Raw genomic sequence first — 21,728 nt, forward strand, 5'->3', positions numbered from 1 at the left:
GGCGCGCCCCGTCGAACGGGCGCGCCGTCGGCTTTTGGCAAGGAGATTCGAACGATGTCCTATACCGAGACGATCGGTCCGCGCACGTACCGCTTCGCGGACCTGAAGACGCTGCTCGCGAAGGCGAGCCCGCTGCGTTCCGGCGATCAGCTCGCCGGCGTCGCGGCGGCGAGCGAGGAGGAGCGCGTCGCCGCGAAGATCGCGCTCGCGGGCGTGCCGCTCAAGGCGTTCCTGAACGAAGCCGTGATCCCGTATGAAGACGACGAGGTCACGCGCCTCATCATCGACGATCACGACGCGCAGGCGTTCGCGGACATCTCGCATCTCACCGTCGGCGATTTCCGCAACTGGCTGCTGTCGCCCGCCGCCGACGGCGCCGCGCTCGAACGGATCGCGCCGGGCCTCACGCCCGAGATGGTCGCGGCCGTGTCGAAGCTGATGCGCAACCAGGACCTGATCGCGGCCGCGCGCAAGCGTCGCGTGGTCACGCGCTTTCGCAACACGGTCGGGCTGGCCGGCCGGATGTCGGTGCGGCTGCAGCCGAACCACCCGACCGACGACGTGAAGGGCATCGCCGCATCGATGCTCGACGGGCTGATGTACGGCTGCGGCGACGCGATGATCGGCATCAACCCCGCGACCGACAGCCTCGCGGCGATCGTGAAGCTGCTCGCGATGATCGACGGTTTTCGCGAACGCTACGGCGTGCCGACCCAATCGTGCGTGCTCACGCACGTGACCAACACGATCGCGGCGATCGGGAAGGGCGCGCCGGTCGACCTCGTGTTCCAGTCGATCGCGGGCACCGAGAAGGCGAACGCGAGCTTCGGGATCTCGCTCGCGCTGCTCGGCGAGGCGCGCGAGGCCGCGCTGTCGCTCAGGCGCGGCACCGTCGGCGACAACCTGATGTACTTCGAGACGGGCCAGGGCAGCGCGCTGTCGGCGAACGCGCACCACGGCGTCGACCAGCAGACCTGCGAGGTGCGGGCGTATGCGGTCGCGCGCAAGTTCGAGCCGTTCCTCGTGAACACGGTGGTCGGCTTCATCGGGCCCGAATACCTGTACGACGGCAAGCAGATCATCCGCGCGGGGCTCGAGGATCACTTCTGCGGCAAGCTGCTCGGCGTGCCGATGGGCTGCGACATCTGCTACACGAACCACGCGGAAGCCGACCAGGACGACATGGATACGCTGCTGACGCTGCTGGGGGCGGCCGGCATCAACTTCATCATGGGGATTCCGGGCGCGGACGACGTGATGCTGAACTACCAGAGCACGTCGTTCCACGACCAGCTCTACGTGCGCGAGGTGCTCGGCCTGCGCCGTGCGCCCGAGTTCGAGGAATGGCTGGAGACGATGGAGATCGCCGACGCGCACGGCACGCTGCGCGCGGCGACGGCACGCGTGCCGCTGCTCGCGGGCGCGAACGACTGGATGGGGGTGTCCGCATGAGCGACGCCGTCGAGAAGAACCCGTGGGCGCAGCTGAAGTCGTTCACGAACGCGCGGATCGCGCTCGGCCGCGCGGGCAACAGCCTGCCGACCGCGCCGCTGCTGGCTTTCAACCTGTCGCATGCGCAGGCGCGCGACGCGGTGCACCAGCCGCTCGACGTGGACGCGCTGCGGCGCGAGATCGAGGCGGCCGGCCTGCTGCCGACGCTCGGCGTGCAGAGCGCCGCGCCGGACCGCGATCATTACCTGCGCCGGCCCGATCTCGGCCGCAAGCTGTCCGACGACAGCCGCGGGCTGCTGGCCGGCTACGGGGCGGCGCTCGACGATGCGCCCGATGTCGTGTTCGTGGTCGGCGACGGGCTGTCGGCGTTCGCGGCCGCGAAGCAGGCGCTGCCGCTGTTGCAGGCCGTGCGGCCGCGGCTCGACGCGGACGGCTGGCGGATCGGCCCGGTGGTGGTCGCGACGCATGCGCGCGTCGCGCTCGGCGACGAGATCGGCGAGCTGCTGCGCGCGAAGGTGGTCGCGATGCTGATCGGCGAACGGCCCGGGCTCAGCTCGCCGGACAGCCTCGGCGTGTACCTGACGTGGGCGCCGAAGGTCGGCTGTCACGACGCGCTGCGCAACTGCATTTCGAACGTGCGGCCCGAAGGGCTGCCGCACGCGGCCGCCGCGCACAAGCTGCATTACCTGATGACGCATGCACGCCGCCTAGGGCTGACGGGCGTCGGGCTGAAGGACGACAGCGACGCGCTGCCGCCGCCGGCTGAAGCGGAGCGGATCGGCGCGACTACCTGAACAGCCGTTCGCACAGGAAATCGACGAACACGCGCAGCTTCGGCGACAACTGCCGGCTCGACGGCCACACGATCGAGAACTGCCCCGGCGCGATCCGGTAGTCGTCGAGCACGGTGACGAGCGCGCCGTGTTCGAGCGCGTCGCGCGCGAGGAAGTCGGGCATGTAGCCGATGCCGAGCCCCGCGAGCACGGCGCCGCGCAGCGCCTCCATGTTGTTGCAGGTCATCGCGGTGCGCAGCGTGAGCGGCGTGCCGTCGTCGGCCGCGAGCGCCCAGTCCTGCAGCTTGCCGGTGGTCGGGAAGCAGTAGCGCACGCAGTCGTGCGCGTCGAGGTCGCGCGGCGTGCGCGGCGTGCCGGCCTGCGCGAGATACGCGGGCGTCGCGCACAGCACGAACGCGAACGGGCCGAGCCGCCGCGACATCAGGCTCGAATCGGACAGCGGGCCGCTGCGGATCGCCGCGTCGAATCCGCCTTCGACGACGTCGACCATCCGGTCGTTGAAATCGAGATCGAGTTCGACGTCCGGATAGCGCTGCCGGAATTCGGGCAGCACCGGCAGCAGGAAGCGGTAGCCGATCACCGGCAGGCTCACGCGCAGCTTGCCGCGCGGGCGCTGCGCGGACGCCGTCACGGTCGCCTCCGCGTCGCGGAAATCCTCGAGGATGCGCTGGCAGCGCTCGTAGAAATGCCGCCCCTCGTCGGTGAGCGTCACGCGCCGCGTCGTGCGGTTGAACAGCCGTACGCCGAGCGACTGCTCCATTTTCGCGATGGTCTTGCCGACCGCCGACGCCGAGATGCCGAGCGCGCGGCCGGCCGCGACGAAACTCAGCGCTTCGGCGGTGCGGACGAATGCGACGATGCCGGTGAGGTTTTCCATTGAATCGAACGGCGTGCGGCGACGCACGCGGCCACGTGAATTGCGGAATTTTAGTCCGTTATATGCGGAACTTCGCGTGGTTTTTCGCAGATTGAATCGGATTTATCTTCTGTCGCTCCGATGGCGCATCCGCGCCGGCTTTTGAAGGAGCGATGATGGATCACCCTGTTTCGGCCAATTCGGCGCTGGCGGCGCGCCGGCGCGCGTGGGTGCTGGCCGCCGTCTGCATGGCCGCCGTCGCGCTGCCGCTGTCGTTTTCGGGCGGCGCGGTCGCGACGCCGGCGATCGGCCGCGACCTGCACGGCAGCCCGGTTGCGATGAACTGGATCACCAACGCGTTCATGCTCGCGTTCGGCAGCTTCCTGATGGCGTCGGGCGCGCTCGCCGACCAGTTCGGCCGCAAGCGGCTGTTCGCGATCGGCGTCGGCGGCTTCACGCTGATGTCGGTCGCGCTCGCGTTCGCGCCGTCGATGCTCGCGGTCGATCTGCTGCGCGCCGCGCAAGGGCTCGCGGCGGCCGCGGCGCTGGCCGGCGGCACGGCCGCGCTCGCGCAGGAGTTCGACGGCGCGGCGCGCACGCGTGCATTCAGCCTGCTCGGCACGACGTTCGGGATCGGCCTCGCGTTCGGGCCCGTGCTCGCCGGCGGCCTGATCGGGCATTACGGCTGGCGCGCGATCTTCGTGACGAGCGCGGTGGCCGGCGTGCTGTCGCTCGCGTTCGGGCTGCCGCGCATGCACGAGTCGCGCGATCCGCACGCGACGGGGCTCGACTGGCCCGGCACGGCCGCGTTCACGGCCGCGCTGACGCTGTTCACGTTCGGCGTGATCGAGGCGCCCGCGCGCGGCTGGTCGAGCCCGCTCGTGATCGCGCTGCTGGCCGGCGCGGCGCTCGGCGCGTGTGCATTCGTGACGATCGAGACGCGCGTCGCGCGGCCGATGCTCGACCTGTCGCTGTTCCGCATCGCGCGCTTCGTCGGCGTGCAGGTGCTGCCGGTGTCGACCTGCTGCTGCTACATCGTGCTGCTCGTCGTGCTGCCGCTGCGCTTCATCGGCATCGACGGCTTCAGCGAGATCGACGCGGGCTGGCTGATGCTCGCGATCTCCGCGCCGATGCTGGTGGTGCCGCTCGGCGCGGCGACGCTCACGCGCTGGCTGTCGGCCGGCGTGATTTCGGGGCTCGGGCTGCTGGTCGCGGCGGCCGGGCTCGTATGGCTCGGCATCGCGCTGCGCGGCGGCGCGGGGCCGGCGGCGATCGCGCCGATGCTCGCGATCGGCGTCGGCGCCGGCATGCCGTGGGGGCTGATGGACGGGCTGTCGGTGAGCGTCGTGCCGAAAGAGCGCGCGGGGATGGCGACGGGCATTTTCAGCACGACGCGCGTGGCCGGCGAGGGGATCGCGCTGGCGATCGTCGGTGCGGTGCTGGCCGCGCTCGCGCACGGGGGGCTGGCGCACGCGGCAGGAGCTGCCGGCACGCCGGACGCGACGCTGCGGGCTGCCGCGCGGCTGGCGACCGGCGATCTCGCCGGCGCGGCTGCAGCGTTGCCGGCCGTCGGTCGCGCGGCGTTGATCGCGAGCTACACGCACGCGTTCGACCGGCTGCTGAACGGGCTGGCCGTCGTCACGGTGCTGTGCGCGGCGGTGGTGTTCGGGTTTCTCGGCGGACGGCCGGCCGCCGACGAAACGGGCGACGAGGCGGACGGCCGCGCGCACGCCGATACGTCGGCACGCAGCCGGGTCGAACCGGCCGGTGCACAGACGCACGGGCGGTGACGTTGCATCGTGGCGCTTCGGCACATCGGCACTTCGGCACATCGGCACTTCGGTGCTTCGGCGGTTCGGCGCTTCGGCGCTTCGGCACTTCGGTGCATCGATGCTTCAGTGCTTCGGGTCATCGGCGCTTCGGCACCTCGACATTCCAGTAGGCGCAGCCGTCGTGCCCGCATGGTCCGTCGGTCAGCGCATCACCCGCCGCGCGTCACGCCAGCACGAGCGGCGGCAGGGTTGCATCCGCGCGCGCCTGCGCGCACTCCACGTCGATCACCAGATAGCGCAACGCATCCGGCCACAGGCGCGCGTGCCGTTGCGCATCCTCGTCGAGCGTCGCGCGGCCCTGCACGAGCCAGGTCGTCTGACGCACGAAATCGACGAACAGCAGCGCGATGGCCGGATTCACGAGCAGGTTGCCGATCGTGTTGAGCAGGTTGTTGCCTGCGAAGTCGGGCAGCACCAGCGTGCGGCGGTCCGGGATATCGACGAGCGGCGCGAACGAGCCGTCGGCGCGCGGCTGGCGGCCGCGGTAAGAACAGTCGGCGTTGCCGGCCGTGTCGGCGGTCGCGACGATCAGGAAAGCCTGCTCGCGGATGAATGCGATGGCGTCGTCGGTCAGGGGGCCGCGATCGGTCATGGTGTCGGTCGGCGTGTGCGCCGTGCGTGGGGATCCGCGATCCGCACGCAAGCGACATGCCATGCGGTGCGGCGCGCATTCGCGGCAACGCACCGCCGCCCACTGTGGAAATTCCGAACACCGGCCACCTCGCTGCGCAACCGCGGTGTTCAGAATCGGTACACCTGCCGTGTTGCGTGCGTGAACACCGCACGGAGCGAGCGCGCGCCGGCCGCGATCGACGTGCACCCGTTCCGTTTGGCACGCATGTTGCGTAAACGGGACCAGCGCATTCCAACCGGCGCTGTACTCACACAAGCACGATGAACAGGAGACATGTATGAACCCGTTTGACCTGAAGCAACTGGGCCTCGACGTCGAATACCCGTACCGTCAGCAATACGACAACTACATCGGCGGCAAGTGGGTGGCGCCCGTGAAGGGCGAGTATTTCGAGAACGTGTCGCCGATCAACGGCCAGCCGTTCTGCCGCGTGCCGCGCTCCAGCGCCGACGACATCGAGCTGGCGCTCGACGCCGCGCATGCGGCGCGCCGCAAGTGGGGCAAGACGTCGGTCGCCGAGCGCGCGAACCTGCTGCTCGCCGCCGCCGACCGGATGGAAAAGAACCTGAAGCTGCTGGCCGTGGCCGAGACGATCGACAACGGCAAGCCGCTGCGCGAAACGATGGCGGCCGACCTGCCGCTCGCGATCGACCACTTCCGCTATTTCGCGGGCTGCATTCGCGCGCAGGAAGGCGGCATCTCCGAAATCGACGACAACACCGTCGCGTACCACTTCCACGAGCCGCTCGGCGTGGTCGGCCAGATCATCCCGTGGAACTTCCCGCTGCTGATGGCCGCGTGGAAGCTCGCGCCGGCGCTCGCGGCCGGCTGCTGCGTCGTGATGAAGCCGGCCGAGCAGACGCCCGCGTCGGTGCTCGTGCTGATGGAACTGATCGGCGACCTGTTCCCGGCCGGCGCGATCAACATCGTGAACGGCTTCGGCAAGGAAGCGGGCGAAGCGCTCGCGACCAGCAAGCGGATCGCGAAGATCGCGTTCACGGGCTCGACCCCGGTCGGCAAGCACATCCTGCGCGCGGCGGCCGACAGCCTGATCCCGTCGACGGTCGAACTGGGCGGCAAGAGCCCGAACATCTTCTTCGCCGACGTGCTCGACCAGGACGACGCGTTCCTCGACAAGGCGCTCGAGGGGCTCGCGATGTTCGCGCTGAACCAGGGCGAAGTGTGCACGTGCCCGTCGCGGATCCTGATCCAGGAATCGATCTACGAACGCTTCATCGAGAAGGCCGTCGCGCGCGTCGAGCGCATCAAGGCCGGCCACCCGCTCGACCTGCAGACGATGATCGGCGCGCAGGCGTCGCAGCAGCAGCTCGACAAGATCCTGTCGTACATCGACATCGGCCGCGGCGAGGGCGCGCAATGCCTGACCGGCGGCGAGCGCACGGCGCCGGCCGCCGAACTCGGCACCGGCTACTACGTGAAGCCGACGATGCTGCTCGGCAACAACAAGATGCGCGTGTTCCAGGAAGAGATCTTCGGGCCGGTCGCGTCGGTGATGACGTTCAAGGACGAGCAGGAAGCGATCGAACTCGCGAACGACACGTTCTACGGGCTCGGCGCCGGCGTGTGGACGCGCAACGGCACGCGTGCGTACCGGATGGGCCGCGAGGTCGAGGCCGGCCGCGTGTGGACCAACTGCTACCACCTGTACCCCGCACATGCGGCGTTCGGCGGCTACAAGCAGTCGGGGATCGGCCGCGAGACGCACAAGATGGCGCTGTCGAACTATCAGCAGACGAAGTGCCTGCTGGTCAGCTACCAGGCCGAGGCGCTCGGGTTCTTCTGATCGCCGCTGCCGCGGCGGCGTGCCGGGGGCCGGTTGGGCCCGGCGCGTCGCCCGGTTCGATTTCCCTGTTCGACAGTCGGCGTCGGTTGCGTTTTCGGCGGCCGGCGCCGGCCACGCTGCCGGCCGTCGCGCATGCGCGACGGCACGGTGCACCGACGCATGTGACGACTCCCGGCATGGCAGAACCACCCCGATCCTTTCCGCGTCACCCGGTATTCCATCCGGGCGAACTCGACGCGCAACACCGCTTCGGCGTCGCCGACGAAGCCGAGCAAATGAGCGACGCCGTGACCACGCGGCTGAGCATCGGCGTACGGCAGTTCGTCGAATCGCAACCGTTCATGTTCGTCGGCACGGCGTCCGGCGCGGGTGCGTCGATGATCTGCGACATCGTGCAGAGCCGGCGCGACGCGAACGGCGATCTGCTGCCGGTGGTGCGCGTGATCGATACGAAGACGCTGCGGTTCGCGTTGCCCGCCGCGCATGATGGTGGCGGCGGCTGGATCGACGCGGCCGCCTGCGACGGCAGCGGGGTTGGGTTGCTGTTCGTCGATTTCGTGCGCGGCCTGCGCTACCGGATCAACGGTCGCGCCACGCTGCGCGCCGATTTGCCGGAAGCGGACGCGGCGCCGTGGGCGGCGGGCAGCGCGATCGTCGAACTGGCGATCGCGCAGGCATACGGCAATTGCGGCACGCGGGTCGTGCGGCTGAAGCCGGCCCGGTAGCCGGCATCCGGGCGTCGGCATCCGGGCGTCGGCATCCGGGTGTCGACATCCGGCGTCGGCATCCGGCGTCGGCATCCGGCGTCGGCATCCGTGCGCGGGCGGCGGCGCGCATGCGCGGTCGCCGCGCGGATCGCACCGGCGGCGTGCGCGACATGCAGCCTTCGGGTGCGCCCGCATGGCGCGCATCGGCCGGACAGCGTGGAATGGCGGGCGCGCGCCGGGCCGTGCGGTTCGGCACGGGACTTGCGTGATACGCAGGGTTCCGCGCAGGTGAGGGAGGACACGATGGATCAACACGTGGCGGGTACGGAAGAACCGACCGCCGAAGACACGCGGCGCAGTGCGCAGGGCGACGACGCGTTCGCCGGGCAGGCCGTCGTCAGCGTCGCGCACGATGCGGACGAGCAGGCGCGCAACCTGATCGGCTGGCGGCAGACCTACGACCAGCTCGCGGCCGGCCGCTTCGTCGGCACGCTGACCGAGCTGCCGCTCGACACGATGAAGCTGTTTCGCGAATCGACCAGCCACCTGCTGCGCCAGGCGTGCGAAGTGCGCGGCGACGCGTACTGGTTCGGCATCCCGCTCGTGTGCGACGGCTCGGCGCGCGTCGATGCGTGCCGCATCGGCCCCGGCGCACTCGCGTTCCGGCCCGGCAACGTCGAATTCGAACTCGTGACGCCCGCGCAGTTCTCGATCTACGGCGTCGTCGTGCGCGGTGACGTGCTGCGCCGCTATGCGGAGGAAGTCGAGCGTCGCGCGCTCGACGAGCGGCTGTTCACGCAGCGGGTGATGCAGGTCGGCGACGCGCGGCTCGCGCGCCTGTGCGCGCTGCTCGGCCGCCGGCTCGACGGTGCGGTGGCGATGGCCGGCCCGCTGCCCGATGCGCAGCGCGACGACCTGCAGGCCGAAGTGCTGGCCGCGCTGTTCGACGCGTGCGCGCAGCCGGCCGACGACGGCAGCGGCAGTGCGCCGTCGACGCGCCGCTGGCTCGTCGACCAGGCGCGCGACTACGTGCTCGCGCACCGCACGCGCCCGGTCGGCGTGCCCGAGCTGTGCGAGCAGTTGCACGTGAGCCGGCGCACGCTGCAGTACTGCTTCCAGGACGTACTCGGGATGGCGCCCGCGACCTACCTGCGCACGCTGCGGCTGAACGGCGCGCGGCGCGACCTGTGCGGGCGCGCGGCCGGCTCGGTGCAGGACGTCGCGGAGGCATGGGGCTTCTGGCATCTCAGCCAGTTCGCGACCGATTACAGGCGCCTGTTCGGCAAGCGACCGTCGGAGACGCTGCGCGATCGCGCGTGAGATGCTCGGCACGGTGAGCCGGGCGGCCGGTGCGGCGCGCGCGGCGGGGGCTGGCGCCGGGCGCGTGCTGCCGATTCGGTCGTTCCGCTCGCCGCCGCGCCGGCTTCGCTCAGATGGCCGTCGTCGCCGCGTCGCGCGGCGCGGGCCACGCCAGCGCGTCCCAGTCGATCGCGCGGTAAGCGGCTTCGACCGCCGCCAGGTCGTCCGGCCGCTCGCTGCGATGCAGCCCGTGCAATTCGGCCGGCACGTCGAGCGTGACCGGCACGCAGTGCGGATAGTCGCGCACGCGCCATGCCGGCCCGATCGTCGTGAAGCACGCGAGCGTCGGCACGTCGAAACCGTCGGCGAGATGCACGGCCGCCGTGTCCGGCGCGAACAGCAGGCTCGCGCCCTTGATCCAGGCGATGAAGCGTGCGGTGTCGGTCGCGTCGCGGCTCACGTCCACGTAAGCGGGATGCGCGAGCGGGCCGAAGCCGACCACCGGCAACCCGTAACGCTGCGCGAGCCGTTCCACGAACGCGACGCACAGCGCGGGCGGCACGCTGCGCACCGCGGTGCTCGCATTCGGGCAGAACAGCACGTACGGCCGCTGCCACGCGGCCGGCAGCGCGGGCAGCGGCAGCCGCGCGAGCCAGCGGTTGCGCTTCGCGGCGGCCGGCACGGCGGCCGGATCGACGCCGAGCGCGTCGAGGAAGAAATCGATCATGGGCAGCCGCGCGAATGCGGGCCAGTACAGGTGATTGCCGACGTCGATGCAGTGCGCGCCGGCGGGCAGCGCGTCGGCGGCGCACGGCAGCGTGCGTGACGGCGCGACGACGTCGGCCGCGAGCGCGTACAGCGCTTCGACATAGCGCGGCGCGCGCGCCGGCCGGTACAGCGTGAAGCGCAGGTCCGCATGGGCCGCACGCAGCGCGGCGAGGGCCGTCAGCCCGATCACCGAATCGCCGAGCGTGACGCCCATCCCGTTGATCACGTGCACGTGCCGTGCCTCGCCGTAATCGAGGCGAAACGGCCGGTGGGCGGCGTGCAGCAGGCCGAGCGCCGGCGCGGCCGGCACGTAGCCTTCGGCGCGCGCGTCGCCATGCTCGAGGTCGTACGGCGCGACGAGCATGCCGTCGGGCGCGAGCAGCGTGCCGGGGCAGGCCAGCGCGTCGTCGGGCGACAGCGCGGCAGCGGGCGGCGTGGTGCGCATGTCCATCGTCATGCGCCGCGTGCGCGGCGGCCCTGCTCGCGAATCTGCTCGAGCGTCGCGGCCGGCGTGCTGGCGTCCTGCGGGATGCGAATCTCGATCACCGCGGGCAGCCCGCAGGTCAGCGCGCGCTCGAGCGCGGGCGCGAAATCGGCGGTGCGCTCGACCGTCTCGCCATGCGCGCCGAACGCACGTGCATACGCGGCGAAATCCGGGTTCGTGAGTCCCGTGCCGTGCACGCGCCCCGGGTAGTTGCGCTCCTGATGCATGCGGATCGTGCCGAAATGACCGTTATTGACGACGATCGCCACGATGTTCAGCCCGTATTGCATCGCGGTCGCGAGCTCGTTGCCGGCCATCATGAAGCAGCCGTCGCCGGCGAGCGCGACGACGGCGCGCTGCGGATACAGCGACTTCGCGGCGAGCGCGGCCGGCAGCCCGTAGCCCATCGCGCCGCTCGTCGGCGCGAGCTGCGAACGGAAGTGCCGGTACGCGAAGTGGCGATGCAGCCAGATCGCATAGTTGCCCGCGCCGTTGGTCAGGATCGCGTCGTGCGGCAGGCGCTCGCGCAACTGCACCATCACGTCGCCGAGTTGCACGTCGCCGGGCATCGGCAGCGGCGCATGCCATTCGCGGTACGCGCGGTGCGCGTCGGCGGCCGCGCCGGCCCACGCGGGCCGCGCGGGCGGTTCGAGCGCGGCCAGCGGCGCGGCGATCTCGGGCATGCCGGACACGATCGGCAGGTCGGCGGCGTACACGCGCCCGAGTTCGTCCGCGCCCTGATGCACGTGGATCAGCGTCTGGCGCGTCTTCGGGATGTCGAGCAGCGTGTAGCCGCCGGTCGTCGCTTCGCCGAGGCGCGGCCCGATCACGAGCAGCAGGTCTGCGTCGCGGATGCGTTTCGCGAGCGCGGGGTTGATCCCGAGCCCGACGTCGCCCGCGTAGTTCGGGTGTGCGTTGTCGATCGTGTCCTGGAAGCGGAACGCGCACGCGACCGGCAATTGCCAGCGTTCGACGAAGGTGCGCAGGTTCGCGCAGGCGTCCGGCGTCCAGCCGCTGCCGCCGACGATCGCGAACGGCCGTTCCGCGCGCGCAAGCCGTTCGCGCAGCTCGTCGATCTGCGCGGCGGACGGCGCCGCCGCGATGCGTTTCGCGGCCGGCACGACGGGCTGCGGTGCGCATGCGTCGGACAGCACGTCCTCCGGCAATGCGAGCACGACCGGGCCGGGCCGGCCGGACGTCGCGACGTGAAACGCATGGCTCAGGTATTCGGGGATGCGGCGCGGGTCGTCGATCTGCGCGACCCATTTCGCCATCTGGCCGAACATCCGGCGGTAGTCGATTTCCTGGAAGGCTTCGCGGTCGAGGTGCTCGCGTGCGCACTGACCGACGAACAGGATCATCGGCGTCGAATCCTGGAACGCGGTGTGCACGCCGATCGACGCATGCGTCGCGCCCGGCCCGCGCGTGACGAACGCGATGCCGGGGCGGCCGGTCAGCTTGCCGACCGCTTCGGCCATGTTCGCGGCCGCCGCCTCGTGGCGGCAGACGACCGTCTGGATGCGGGCGGTGTCGTCCGCCAGCACATCGAGCACGGCGAGGAAGCTCTCGCCCGGCACGCAGAACACGCGTTCGACGTGATTGGCGAGCAACGCATCGACGAGCAGTCGCGCACCGGTGGTGGCGCGCGGCTCGAGATCCTTGGAATGCGACATGGGCAGCCGTCTCCCTTGGGTAGCGGGACGTACAGCTTACGCCGGTTGGCCGGGCGCCGGTACGCCGGCCGCTGAAAAGTGTCGGAACGCTGGGCGGGTCGGGGAATGCGCGTCGGCTTCGGCTGGCCGAACGGCCGGCTTGTGCCCGCTTGCGCGACGGTGAAAAGTAAGCGCTACGGACGGCGACCCAGGCGCTTGCCTCGACGCGGAAAGCAGGCGATCGATCAAAAGACGCTGACGGAGCCGGTCGAAGCCGGCGCGGGGCGCGTCGCCCGCGTGGCCGGCTCGGCAGTCAACGGAAGACCTGTTATGTACACACATGGATTTACATCTAAGACCGCATCGTATAATGTACATACAACGTACATCCATGCGGAGATCGACATGCATACCACGAGGGTATTCCGGAACGGCAACTCGCAGGCCGTGCGGATTCCGGCGGACCTCGCCTATGAGCGCAGCGATATCGAACTGGAAATCGAGCGCGTCGGTGATGAAATCCGGATTCGGCCGATGCGGCGGCCGCTGACGCAGGTACTGGAGAAATTCGCGAAATTCGGGCCGGACTTCATGGCCGAAGGGCGTGGCGATCAGGAGCAGGCCGAACGCGAGGGTTTGTGATGCCGCGCTTCATGCTCGACACCAACATGTGCATCTATCTGATGAAGAATCAGCCGGAGCAGGTCGCGAAACGATTCGCGCAGTGCTACACGGGCGACGTCGTCATGTCGGCGATCACCTATGCGGAGCTCGAGTACGGCGTGAGCGCATGTGCGAGCCCGGCCCGGGAGCGCCGCAATCTCGCCGCATTGATCGAGGATATTCCCGTCGCGCCTTTCGACGCCGCGGCCGCGCAAGCGTATGGCCCGGTCCGCGAGGCCACCCGCGAGCGGAAGAAGGATCACCTCGACAAACTGATCGCCGCGCATGCGGTGTCGCTCGATGTCGTCCTCGTCACCAACAACGAGCGGGATTTCGTCAGCTATCCGGGATTGCGGCTGGAGAACTGGCTGAACGACTAGCGCCGGGCGCCATGCCGGCGGCAATGCGGGACATCGGTCCATCCCGCGTCGCCGCCGGATTCGGCATCAGCATTCGACGATATTCACCGCCAGGCCGCCGCGCGACGTTTCCTTGTACTTCGTCTTCATGTCGGCGCCCGTCTCGCGCATCGTCTTGATCACCGAGTCGAGCGACACGTAGTGCGAGCCGTCGCCGCGCAGCGCCATGCGCGCCGCGTTGACGGCCTTCACCGACGCCATCGCGTTGCGCTCGATGCACGGGATCTGCACCATCCCGCCCACCGGGTCGCAGGTCAGGCCCAGGTTGTGTTCCATCCCGATCTCGGCCGCGTTCTCGACCTGCTGCGGCGTGCCGCCGAGCACGGCCGCGAGCGCGCCGGCGGCCATCGAGCACGCGACGCCGACTTCGCCCTGGCAACCGACTTCCGCGCCCGAGATCGACGCGTTGAGCTTGTACAGGATGCCGATCGCGGCGGCCGTCAGCAGGAAGTCGATCACGCCCTGTTCGTTCGCGCCGGGCGTGAAACGCGTGTAGTAATGCAGCACGGCCGGGATGATGCCGGCCGCGCCGTTGGTCGGCGCGGTGACGACGCGGCCGCCGGCCGCGTTTTCCTCGTTGACCGCGATCGCGTACAGGTTGATCCAGTCGATCATCGACAGCGGGTCCTGCAGCGCGCGCTCCGGGCTGCCCGTCAGCGTGCGGTACAGCTGCGGCGCGCGGCGCTTGACCTGGAACGGGCCGGGCAGGTTGCCGTCGGCATCGGGATTGCCGATCCCGCAGCCGCGCGACACGCACGACTGCATCACGGCCCAGATCTTCAGCAGCCCGTCGCGCGTTTCTTCCTCGGTGTGCCATGCGCGCTCGTTTTCCCACATCAGCTGCGCGATCGACTTGCCGGTCGATGCGGTCAGCGCGAGCAGCTCCGCGCCGGTGCGAAACGGGTGCGTCATCTGCTCGGCCGCGCTCAGTACCTTGGTGTTCGGCGCGCCGGCCGTCACGACGAAGCCGCCGCCGACCGACAGGTAAGTGCGCTCGACCAGCACCGCGCCGTTCGCGTCGCTCGCGCGCAGCTTCATCCCGTTCGGATGTTCGGGCAGCGCCTGGCGGTAGAACGCGATGTTCTCCTTCAGCACGAACGGCACCGGATGCGTGCCGAGCAGCGCGAGCTGCTTCGTTTTGCGGATGTCTTCCAGCCGCGCGTCGATCGTGTCGGGATCTACCGTGTCGGGCGCGTCGCCGAGCAGGCCGAGCATCACGCCGCGGTCGGTGCCGTGGCCCTTGCCGGTGGCGCCGAGCGAGCCGTACAGCTCGACCTTCACGTGGGCCGTCGCGTCGAGCAGCCCGTCGCGCTCGAGGCCCTGGACGAACATCAGCGCCGCGCGCATCGGTCCGACCGTGTGCGAACTGGACGGACCGATGCCGATCTTGAAGAGGTCAAACACGCTGACTGCCATTTCGATACCTGCCTTGCGATAAGAATGAAGCTAGCGCGCCTGCAATGGCAGGCACGCGGCGAGCCATGCGGGCGGCGTTGGGGAAAGCTGCTGCGCGACGCGGGCATAGCGCCCGTCGAGCCGCGCGGCCAGATGAAAGAGTTCGGTGGCGTTTTTCGGGTCCCACTGCCCCGTGTAACCCGGCAGGCCGGCCTCGCGGCGCTTCGCGTCGAACGGCACCGGCGAATTCACGAATTCCTCATGCGTTTTCTCGCCGAGCGCATACGGCACGAGCCAGTCGAGCGCGGCCGCGAGCGTCGCGCCGTTCGCGCCGCGCTCGCGCAGCCAGTTGCGGTTGAAGCGGCGCGCGGCGAGCGCGGCCGTCACCAGCGGCTGCAAATCGTAGACCGCGTAATGCAGCGCATCGCGTTCCTCGAAATCCCACGTCTTGCCGTCCGGGCCGATGTTGTCGGCGAGATGCTCGACGAACAGCCGCTGCGCGGCGTTCATCATCTTGCGGTCGCCGAGCGTGAACGCGGACAGCGCGATCAGCTTGATCCGGTGGCTCTGCCAGTTGTTGCGCCAGGTGCCGGTGAGCGGGCGCTTCTGCGCGTCGACCTGCGCGACATAGCCGGCGCCGAGCTTCGCGATGAACGTGGCCGCCGCGTTGCGCGTCTTCACCGGCAGCGCGCTCGCGGTCATGTCGTACGCGACGATCAGGCTGTCGAAGCGCGTCTCGTCGATCGGGTTGAAGCTCGGCTGATAGGTCGAGACCCATGCGGACAGGAAGCGGTCGACGAGTTGCAGGTAGCGCGGCGCGTTCGTCACGCGCCACGCGAGCGCCGCATCGCGCATCAGGTCCATGTCCTTGAGCGCGGCGGCACTCTGGTCGTAGATGCCTTCGTGCGGCAGCGTGCCTTCGGTGTGCACGCGCGCCATCGCCTTCGGCTGCTCGCCGATGCGCGCGTCGACGCTGCGAATCAGCGCCTGCACGCCGGGCTCGGCCTGCGTCGTCTCGCTCGCCTGCAGCGCCGGCGCCGCGCAGAAATTCATCGCCGCGTGCGCACGGCCGGACATGCCGAGGCCGGCGGCAGCCAGCGACAGCGACGCGACGAGCATCGGCACGGAACGGCCTGCGCGCGTGCGCGGCCGCCGCTCTGTTGCACCATGGCCCGGAAACATCGGACGCACCATGCGGAACTCCTTCATTGGCTGGATCGCGTGTGATGTTAGCCGGATTGGCGGATGAACGTGAATCGGTCGGCCCGACGAACGCAAAAACCGCACGCAACCGGGGTTGCGTGCGGTGCGGTCACCGTCGGCCGGCTCCGGGCGTGACGCGCGTTATGCGTAGTCCGACACCGGCACGCACGAGCAGAACAGGTTGCGGTCGCCGTACGCGTTGTCCGCGCGGCCGACCGGCGGCCAGTACTTGTTCGTGCCGAGCGATGCGACCGGGTACGCGGCCTGCTCGCGCGAGTACGCGTGCGGCCATTCGTTCGCGGTGACGACGGCGGCCGTGTGCGGCGCGTGACGCAGCGGGTTGTCCTCGCGATCGGCGCGGCCTTCCTCGACCGCGCGGATTTCCTCGCGGATCGCGATCATCGCGGCGATGAAGCGGTCGAGCTCTTCCTGCGATTCCGATTCGGTCGGCTCGACCATCAGCGTGCCCGGCACCGGGAAGCTCATCGTCGGCGCGTGGAAGCCGTAGTCCATCAGGCGCTTCGCGACGTCGTCGACGCTGATGCCGCTCGATTCCTTGATCGGCCGCAGGTCGAGAATGCACTCGTGCGCGACCAGCCCGCCCGGGCCCGAATACAGCACCGGGTAGTGCGGCGCGAGGCGCTTCGCGATGTAGTTCGCGTTGAGGATCGCGGTTTCGGTCGCGGCGGTCAGGTTCTTCGCGCCCATCATCGCGATGTACATCCACGAGATCGGCAGGATCGACGCCGAGCCGTACGGCGCGGCCGACACCGCGCCGATGCCGTCTTCGCTGCGTGCGTAGCCGGTCGAGCGCTGGTTCGGCAGGAACTTCGCGAGGTGCGCGCCGACCGCGACCGGGCCGACGCCCGGGCCGCCGCCGCCGTGCGGGATGCAGAAGGTCTTGTGCAGGTTCAGGTGCGACACGTCGCCGCCGAACTGGCCCGGCGCGGTCAGGCCGACCATCGCGTTCATGTTCGCGCCGTCGACGTACACCTGGCCGCCGTGCGCGTGGACGATCTCGCAGATCTCGCGGACGTTCTGCTCGAACACGCCGTGCGTCGACGGATACGTGATCATGATCGCCGCCAGGTTCTTCGAGTGCTGCTCGGCCTTCGCCTTCAGGTCGGCGATGTCGACGTTGCCCTGTGCGTCGCACGCGACGACCACGACCTTCATGCCGGCCATGTGCGCGGACGCCGGGTTCGTGCCGTGCGCGGATGCCGGGATCAGGCACACGTCGCGATGGCCTTCGCCGCGCGATGCATGGTACGCGTGGATGATCAGCAGGCCCGCGTACTCGCCCTGCGAGCCCGCGTTCGGTTGCAGCGACACGGCCGCGTAGCCGGTGGCCGCGACGAGCATCTGTTCGAGCTGGTCGATCATCTCGCGGTAGCCGACGGTCTGCTCGGCCGGCGCGAACGGGTGGATCCGGCCGAACTCGGGCCACGTGACGGGCAGCATTTCCGACGTCGCGTTCAGCTTCATCGTGCACGAGCCGAGCGGGATCATCGAGCGGTCGAGCGCGAGATCCTTGTCCGACAGGCTGCGCAGGTAGCGCAGCATTTCGGTTTCGGAATGGTGGCGGTTGAACACGTGGTGCGTCAGGTACGCGCTCGTGCGCTCGAGGCCGGCCGGCAATGCGGCGACGCCGGCGAGACCTGCATCCAGCGCATCGACGGCCGGTGCGGTGCCGCCCGCGGCCTGCGCGAATACGTCGAGCAGGTCGGCGAGGTCGTCGCGCGTCGTCGTTTCGTCGACCGACACGCCGACTTGCGTGTCGCTCACGCGGCGCAGGTTGATGCGCTTGCCCTTCGCGAATTCGTGGACCTGCGCGGTGCGTGCGCCGGTGTCGATCGTCAGCGTGTCGAAGAACGTATCGTTGACGGTCGCGAAGCCGAGCTGTTTCACGCCGGCGGCCAACAGCGCCGCGATGCGGTTCACGCGCAGTGCGATCGTCTTCAGGCCGTGCGGGCCGTGGTAGACCGCGTACATGCTCGCCATGATCGCGAGCAGCGCTTGCGCGGTACACACGTTCGACGTGGCCTTCTCGCGGCGGATGTGCTGTTCGCGCGTCTGCAGCGCGAGGCGCAGCGCGGGCTTGCCCTGTGCGTCGACGGTCACGCCGACGAGGCGGCCCGGCATCTGACGCTTGAATTCGTCGCGCACCGCGAGATACGCGGCGTGCGGGCCGCCGAAGCCCATCGGCACGCCGAAGCGCTGCGTGTTGCCGATCGCGACGTCCGCGCCCCATTCGCCGGGCGGCGTCAGCACGGTGAGCGCGAGCAGGTCGGCCGCGACGACCACGTGGCCGCCGGCCGCATGGATCGCTTCGGTGAGCGCGCGGTAGTCGCGCACGTCGCCGTTCACGCCCGGGTACTGCAGCAGCACGCCGAACGCGTTTGCCTGCGCCGCGTCGGCGGCCGGGCCCGTCTTGACCTCGATGCCGACCGGCAGCGCGCGCGTGCGGATCACTTCGAGCGTCTGCGGCAGCACGTCGTCGGCTACGTAGAACACGTTCGACGTCGGCTTGCCGGTGCGCTGCAGCAGCGTCATCGCTTCGGCCGCGGCGGTGGCTTCATCCAGCAGCGATGCATTCGAGATCGCGAGACCCGTGAGGTCGGCCACCATCTGCTGGAAGTTCAGGAGCGCTTCGAGGCGGCCCTGGGAAATTTCGGGCTGGTACGGCGTGTAGGCCGTGTACCACGCCGGGTTTTCGAGCACGTTGCGCAGGATCACGGCCGGCGTGTGCGTGTCGTGGTAGCCCTGGCCGATATACGAGCGGAACACCTGGTTCTTGTCCGCGAGCGCACGCAGCGCGGCGAGGGCTTCGGCCTCGCTCTTCGGCTGCGCGAAGGGCCCGAGCGGCAGCGTTTCGGCGCGGCGGATCGACGCCGGGATCACGGCGTCGATCAGGGCGGCGCGCGACGCGAAGCCGAGCGTGTCGAGCATGGCCTGCTGGCTGGCGGCGTCGGGGCCGATGTGGCGTTCGGCGAACGCGTCGTGCGTTTCGAGCGCGGCGAGCGAGAGGGGCGTGCGGTTCATCAGGCGGTCCGGGTGTTCGAGCTTCATGGCGTGACTCTGGTCCCGCGCGGGCCGACCGGCCGCGCGCGGTTCGGGTAAGGAAAATTAGTCGATCAGCTTGCCGTACGCTTCGGCATCGATCAGCTTGTCGGTCGATGCGCCGTCCGCGAGCTTGATCTTGAAGAGCCAGCTTGCGTACGCGTCGCTGTTGACCTGATCCGGCGCGTCGACGATCGCGCCATTGACTTCGACGATTTCGCCGGACACCGGCGAGTAGATGTCGGATGCCGCCTTCACCGATTCGACGACGCCGACGGCGTCGCCCGCCGTCACCGACTTGCCGACTTCGGGCAGCTCGAGGAAGACGATGTCGCCGAGCGTGCTCTGCGCGTGATCGGTGATGCCGACCGTCAGCGTGCCGTCGGCTTCGGTGCGGATCCACTCGTGTTCGTCGGTGTACTTCAGATCGGCCGGGACGTTGCTCATCGGATGCTCCTGGATAAAAAGGTGTGTTCGTTCTGCTGGCGCGCCGCCATGGTGCGCCGGATGGGGTTGCGCCGGGCGCCATCTCCCGGCTTGCCGGGAGGCGGCCCCGGCCGCTTCTCGGTCGTTACGCAGCGAGGACCTTGCCGTTGCGCACGAACGGCAGTTTTACCACGCGCGCGGGAAGATTCTTGTCTCGAATTTGCACCTGGACGGTGTCGCCGATCTGCACGGCCGCCGGCACGCGCGCGAACGCGATCGATTCCTGCATCGACGGCGAGAACGTGCCGCTCGTGATCTCGCCTTCGCCGTGCGGCGTGACGACCTTCTGGTGCGCGCGCAGCACGCCGCCCGCCTTGCCGTTTTCCTTCTGCAGGATCAGGCCGACGAACGCGGCGCGCGTGCCGTTGGCTTCCAGTGCGGCGCGGCCGACGAAGTCGCGCGGCGCGCTGAGGTCGACCGTCCAGGCGAGGCCCGCGTCGAGCGGGGAGACGGTGTCGTCCATGTCCTGGCCGTACAGGTTCATGCCGGCCTCGAGGCGCAGCGTGTCGCGCGCGCCGAGCCCGCACGGGCGCACGCCGTTTTGCTGCAGCGCATTCCACAGCGCTACGACGTGCACGGCCGGGACGATCACTTCGAAGCCGTCTTCGCCGGTGTAGCCGGTGCGCGCGACGGTGAGATCGCCGAACGGCGTGCCGGCGACCTGCGCGGCGTTGAACGGCTTGAGCTCGCTGGTGGCCGCGCGTGCGGACGGCACCGTCGCCCAGACCTTCTCGCGGGCGTTCGGACCCTGGACGGCGACGATCGCGAAATCGCGGCGCGGCGCGATCGTCAGGCCGTAGCCGCCTTGCTCGTTCAACTGGTTGAACCACGCGATGTCTTTCTCGGCGGTGCCGGCGTTGACGACCACGCGGAAGAATTCTTCGGTGAAGTAATAGACGATCAGATCGTCGATGACGCCGCCCTGCGGGTTGAGCAGGCACGAGTAGAGCGCCTTGCCGGGCGTCTTGAGCTTGCCGACGTGGTTCGCGATCGCATGCTCGAAGAACGCGCGCACACGGCTGCCGGTGAAATCGACGACGCACATGTGCGACACGTCGAACATGCCGGCGTCGGTGCGCACGGCCGCGTGTTCTTCGATCTGCGAGCCGTAGTTGACGGGCATGTCCCAGCCGCCGAAGTCGACCATGCGGGCATTGAGCGCGCGGTGCGCGGCGTTGAGCGGGGTGTGATTCAGTGCAGTCATCGAGGCCTCAGGCAAGGCGCTTGCGCGCGGATCAGAACGGCCATGTGCCGACCGCCGCGGCCGATGGCCTCGAGCAATCCGGTACATGCCCCTCTGTCCTCGATACCTGAGAGATTGCGCTGCGGGCCAAGCCCGGCGAGCGCGCGCCCCTTCGGTGGGCAGCTTGCCCGCGCAGCCAATGTGCTGCGGGCTACTGCCGCTCTCCAGAGTGCGGGGAACGTATTGCGCGCGCAGTGCGCGGACGCGGTTCCCCGACGCGGTCGGTCCTTTTGCCTGAGAGTTTGCGGGTGTGCCCCTTCGGCGGCGCAACCGGTGTCGGAACACCCGGTCGCACGCTCTCCCGACGCGTGCGGGCGACTGTACGCGAGCGGGTGGGCATTGTCAATTTGGGCAAAAGAATGTCGCTTCGCGACAAGCGGCGGCCCTGGGCGCCGCCGCGTCATCCGCTCCGGCAGGTGCCGGCGTGTTACTCGCCGATCGCGCGTGCGGCCGTGTCGAGTTCCTGGTTCAGCACCCGCTGCTCGTCGCCGGACAGGCCGCCGTTGTGCTGGGCCGCCATGTCGCTCGCTTCCTGGCGGATCACGTCGAGGCGGTGGTGCAACTGCGCGCCATACGGCGGCGGGTAGTAGCCGCCGTTCACGCGCGCGTCGATCCGCCGGTGCAGGTTGTCGATCCGGCCCTGGACCTCCTGCATGCGGTCGTTCGCGACGACCTGCGGATTCGGTCGGGGCAGGGGCGCCTGCCGGGCCGGCCGCTGCGGCTGCACGATGCAGGCCGCGAGCGAGGAAACCAGGACGCAGCATGCCGCTGCGCGAATCAACCGTTGCATCAAATTCTCCTGACGGATGGGTGTCGGATCGATTTTCGAGAAACGCGTCAGACCGGGCGACCGCTGACTTTCGTTCCCGCACCATTTGTAACGGAATGTTGAGACGCCATGCCACCGAGCCACCGAGCCACCGAGCCACCGAGCCACCGAGCCACCGAGCCACCGAGCCACCGAGCCACCGAGCCAT

At 69.6% G+C, this 21,728-nt stretch carries 17 protein-coding genes, 1 pseudogene and 2 riboswitches; of the genes and pseudogenes, 8 read left to right on the plus strand and 10 right to left on the minus strand.

From position 1 onward, the window contains the following. Positions 1-54: 54 nt before the first annotated feature. Positions 55-1,452 carry an ethanolamine ammonia-lyase subunit EutB gene (locus tag WS89_RS12355; protein ID WP_059503200.1) on the plus strand — a complete coding sequence of 466 codons (1,398 nt, stop codon included), beginning with the start codon at positions 55-57 and terminating at the stop codon, positions 1,450-1,452. Then, positions 1,449-2,246: an ethanolamine ammonia-lyase subunit EutC gene (eutC, locus tag WS89_RS12360; protein WP_059791242.1), complete on the plus strand. Its 798-nt coding sequence runs from the start codon at positions 1,449-1,451 to the stop codon at positions 2,244-2,246. Before WS89_RS12355 ends, eutC begins: the two co-directional genes overlap by 4 nt. On the opposite strand, the gene WS89_RS12365 is transcribed toward eutC, so the two are convergent. After that, entirely contained in the window at positions 2,239-3,123 is an 885-nt protein-coding gene (locus WS89_RS12365) for a LysR family transcriptional regulator (RefSeq protein WP_059503204.1), read from the minus strand. The two genes, eutC and WS89_RS12365, sit on opposite strands and share 8 nt — an antisense overlap. Before the next feature lie 155 nt (positions 3,124-3,278). Here WS89_RS12365 and WS89_RS12370 point away from each other — a divergent pair, with 155 nt between their 5' ends. Continuing rightward, positions 3,279-4,892 (plus strand): MFS transporter, encoded by a 1,614-nt coding sequence (locus WS89_RS12370; RefSeq protein WP_059791259.1) that lies wholly within the window; start codon positions 3,279-3,281, stop codon positions 4,890-4,892. A 205-nt stretch (positions 4,893-5,097) separates the two neighbouring features. On the opposite strand, the pseudogene WS89_RS12375 reads toward WS89_RS12370, so the two are convergent. Further along, positions 5,098-5,682: pseudogene (locus WS89_RS12375) on the minus strand (pyridoxamine 5'-phosphate oxidase family protein). Positions 5,683-5,845: 163 nt separating this feature from the next. Here WS89_RS12375 and exaC point away from each other — a divergent pair. The 3 genes from exaC (at position 5,846) to WS89_RS12390 (ending at position 9,399) form a co-directional block, all read left to right on the plus strand. Further along, positions 5,846-7,372 (plus strand): acetaldehyde dehydrogenase ExaC, encoded by a 1,527-nt coding sequence (gene exaC, locus WS89_RS12380; protein WP_059791244.1) that lies wholly within the window; start codon positions 5,846-5,848, stop codon positions 7,370-7,372. 176 nt (positions 7,373-7,548) lie between these two features. After that, positions 7,549-8,097 (plus strand): hypothetical protein, encoded by a 549-nt coding sequence (locus WS89_RS12385; protein WP_059791261.1) that lies wholly within the window; start codon positions 7,549-7,551, stop codon positions 8,095-8,097. 285 nt (positions 8,098-8,382) lie between these two features. After that, positions 8,383-9,399 carry a helix-turn-helix domain-containing protein gene (locus WS89_RS12390; protein WP_059791246.1) on the plus strand — a complete coding sequence of 339 codons (1,017 nt, stop codon included), beginning with the start codon at positions 8,383-8,385 and terminating at the stop codon, positions 9,397-9,399. 109 nt (positions 9,400-9,508) lie between these two features. On the opposite strand, the gene WS89_RS12395 is transcribed toward WS89_RS12390, so the two are convergent. Next, the gene (locus tag WS89_RS12395) at positions 9,509-10,591 is read right to left on the minus strand and encodes a glycosyltransferase family 9 protein (RefSeq protein WP_373557129.1); all 1,083 of its coding nucleotides are present in this window, start codon (positions 10,589-10,591) and stop codon (positions 9,509-9,511) included. 8 nt (positions 10,592-10,599) lie between these two features. Continuing rightward, entirely contained in the window at positions 10,600-12,303 is a 1,704-nt protein-coding gene (locus WS89_RS12400) for a thiamine pyrophosphate-binding protein (protein WP_059791248.1), read from the minus strand. A gap of 384 nt (positions 12,304-12,687) precedes the next feature. Between WS89_RS12400 and vapB the strand changes: the two genes are divergently transcribed. Together vapB and WS89_RS12410 are read left to right on the plus strand one after the other, a co-directional pair. Continuing rightward, on the plus strand, positions 12,688-12,924 hold the full coding sequence (vapB, locus tag WS89_RS12405) for a type II toxin-antitoxin system VapB family antitoxin (protein WP_059503218.1): 237 nt from the start codon (positions 12,688-12,690) through the stop codon (positions 12,922-12,924). Next, positions 12,924-13,325, plus strand: a complete 402-nt coding sequence (locus WS89_RS12410) for a type II toxin-antitoxin system VapC family toxin (RefSeq protein ID WP_059503220.1) — start codon at positions 12,924-12,926, stop codon at positions 13,323-13,325. The genes vapB and WS89_RS12410 overlap by 1 nt, the downstream gene beginning before the upstream one ends. Positions 13,326-13,391: 66 nt before the next feature. Here WS89_RS12410 and WS89_RS12415 read toward each other — a convergent pair whose 3' ends face one another. From WS89_RS12415 to WS89_RS12440, 6 genes are all read right to left on the minus strand, one after another. Then, entirely contained in the window at positions 13,392-14,780 is a 1,389-nt protein-coding gene (locus WS89_RS12415; RefSeq protein WP_059503223.1) for an L-serine ammonia-lyase, read from the minus strand. 30 nt (positions 14,781-14,810) lie between these two features. Further along, positions 14,811-15,953, minus strand: a complete 1,143-nt coding sequence (locus WS89_RS12420; protein ID WP_059791262.1) for an alginate lyase family protein — start codon at positions 15,951-15,953, stop codon at positions 14,811-14,813. Between the two features lie 150 nt (positions 15,954-16,103). Then, positions 16,104-19,031: an aminomethyl-transferring glycine dehydrogenase gene (gene gcvP / locus WS89_RS12425; RefSeq protein WP_059503225.1), complete on the minus strand. Its 2,928-nt coding sequence runs from the start codon at positions 19,029-19,031 to the stop codon at positions 16,104-16,106. A 57-nt stretch (positions 19,032-19,088) separates the two neighbouring features. Continuing rightward, positions 19,089-19,469 (minus strand): glycine cleavage system protein GcvH, encoded by a 381-nt coding sequence (gene gcvH / locus WS89_RS12430; protein WP_059503227.1) that lies wholly within the window; start codon positions 19,467-19,469, stop codon positions 19,089-19,091. 124 nt (positions 19,470-19,593) lie between these two features. Then, on the minus strand, positions 19,594-20,712 hold the full coding sequence (gene gcvT / locus WS89_RS12435; RefSeq protein WP_059791251.1) for a glycine cleavage system aminomethyltransferase GcvT: 1,119 nt from the start codon (positions 20,710-20,712) through the stop codon (positions 19,594-19,596). 83 nt (positions 20,713-20,795) lie between these two features. Next, positions 20,796-20,929, minus strand: a riboswitch (glycine riboswitch). Between the two features lie 34 nt (positions 20,930-20,963). Then, positions 20,964-21,065: riboswitch (glycine riboswitch) on the minus strand. Between the two features lie 113 nt (positions 21,066-21,178). Next, the gene (locus WS89_RS12440; protein WP_059791255.1) at positions 21,179-21,541 is read right to left on the minus strand and encodes a hypothetical protein; all 363 of its coding nucleotides are present in this window, start codon (positions 21,539-21,541) and stop codon (positions 21,179-21,181) included. Positions 21,542-21,728 lie beyond the last annotated feature (187 nt).

This window comes from Burkholderia sp. MSMB1072 (genome assembly GCF_001524725.1).
Taxonomy (GTDB): domain Bacteria; phylum Pseudomonadota; class Gammaproteobacteria; order Burkholderiales; family Burkholderiaceae; genus Burkholderia.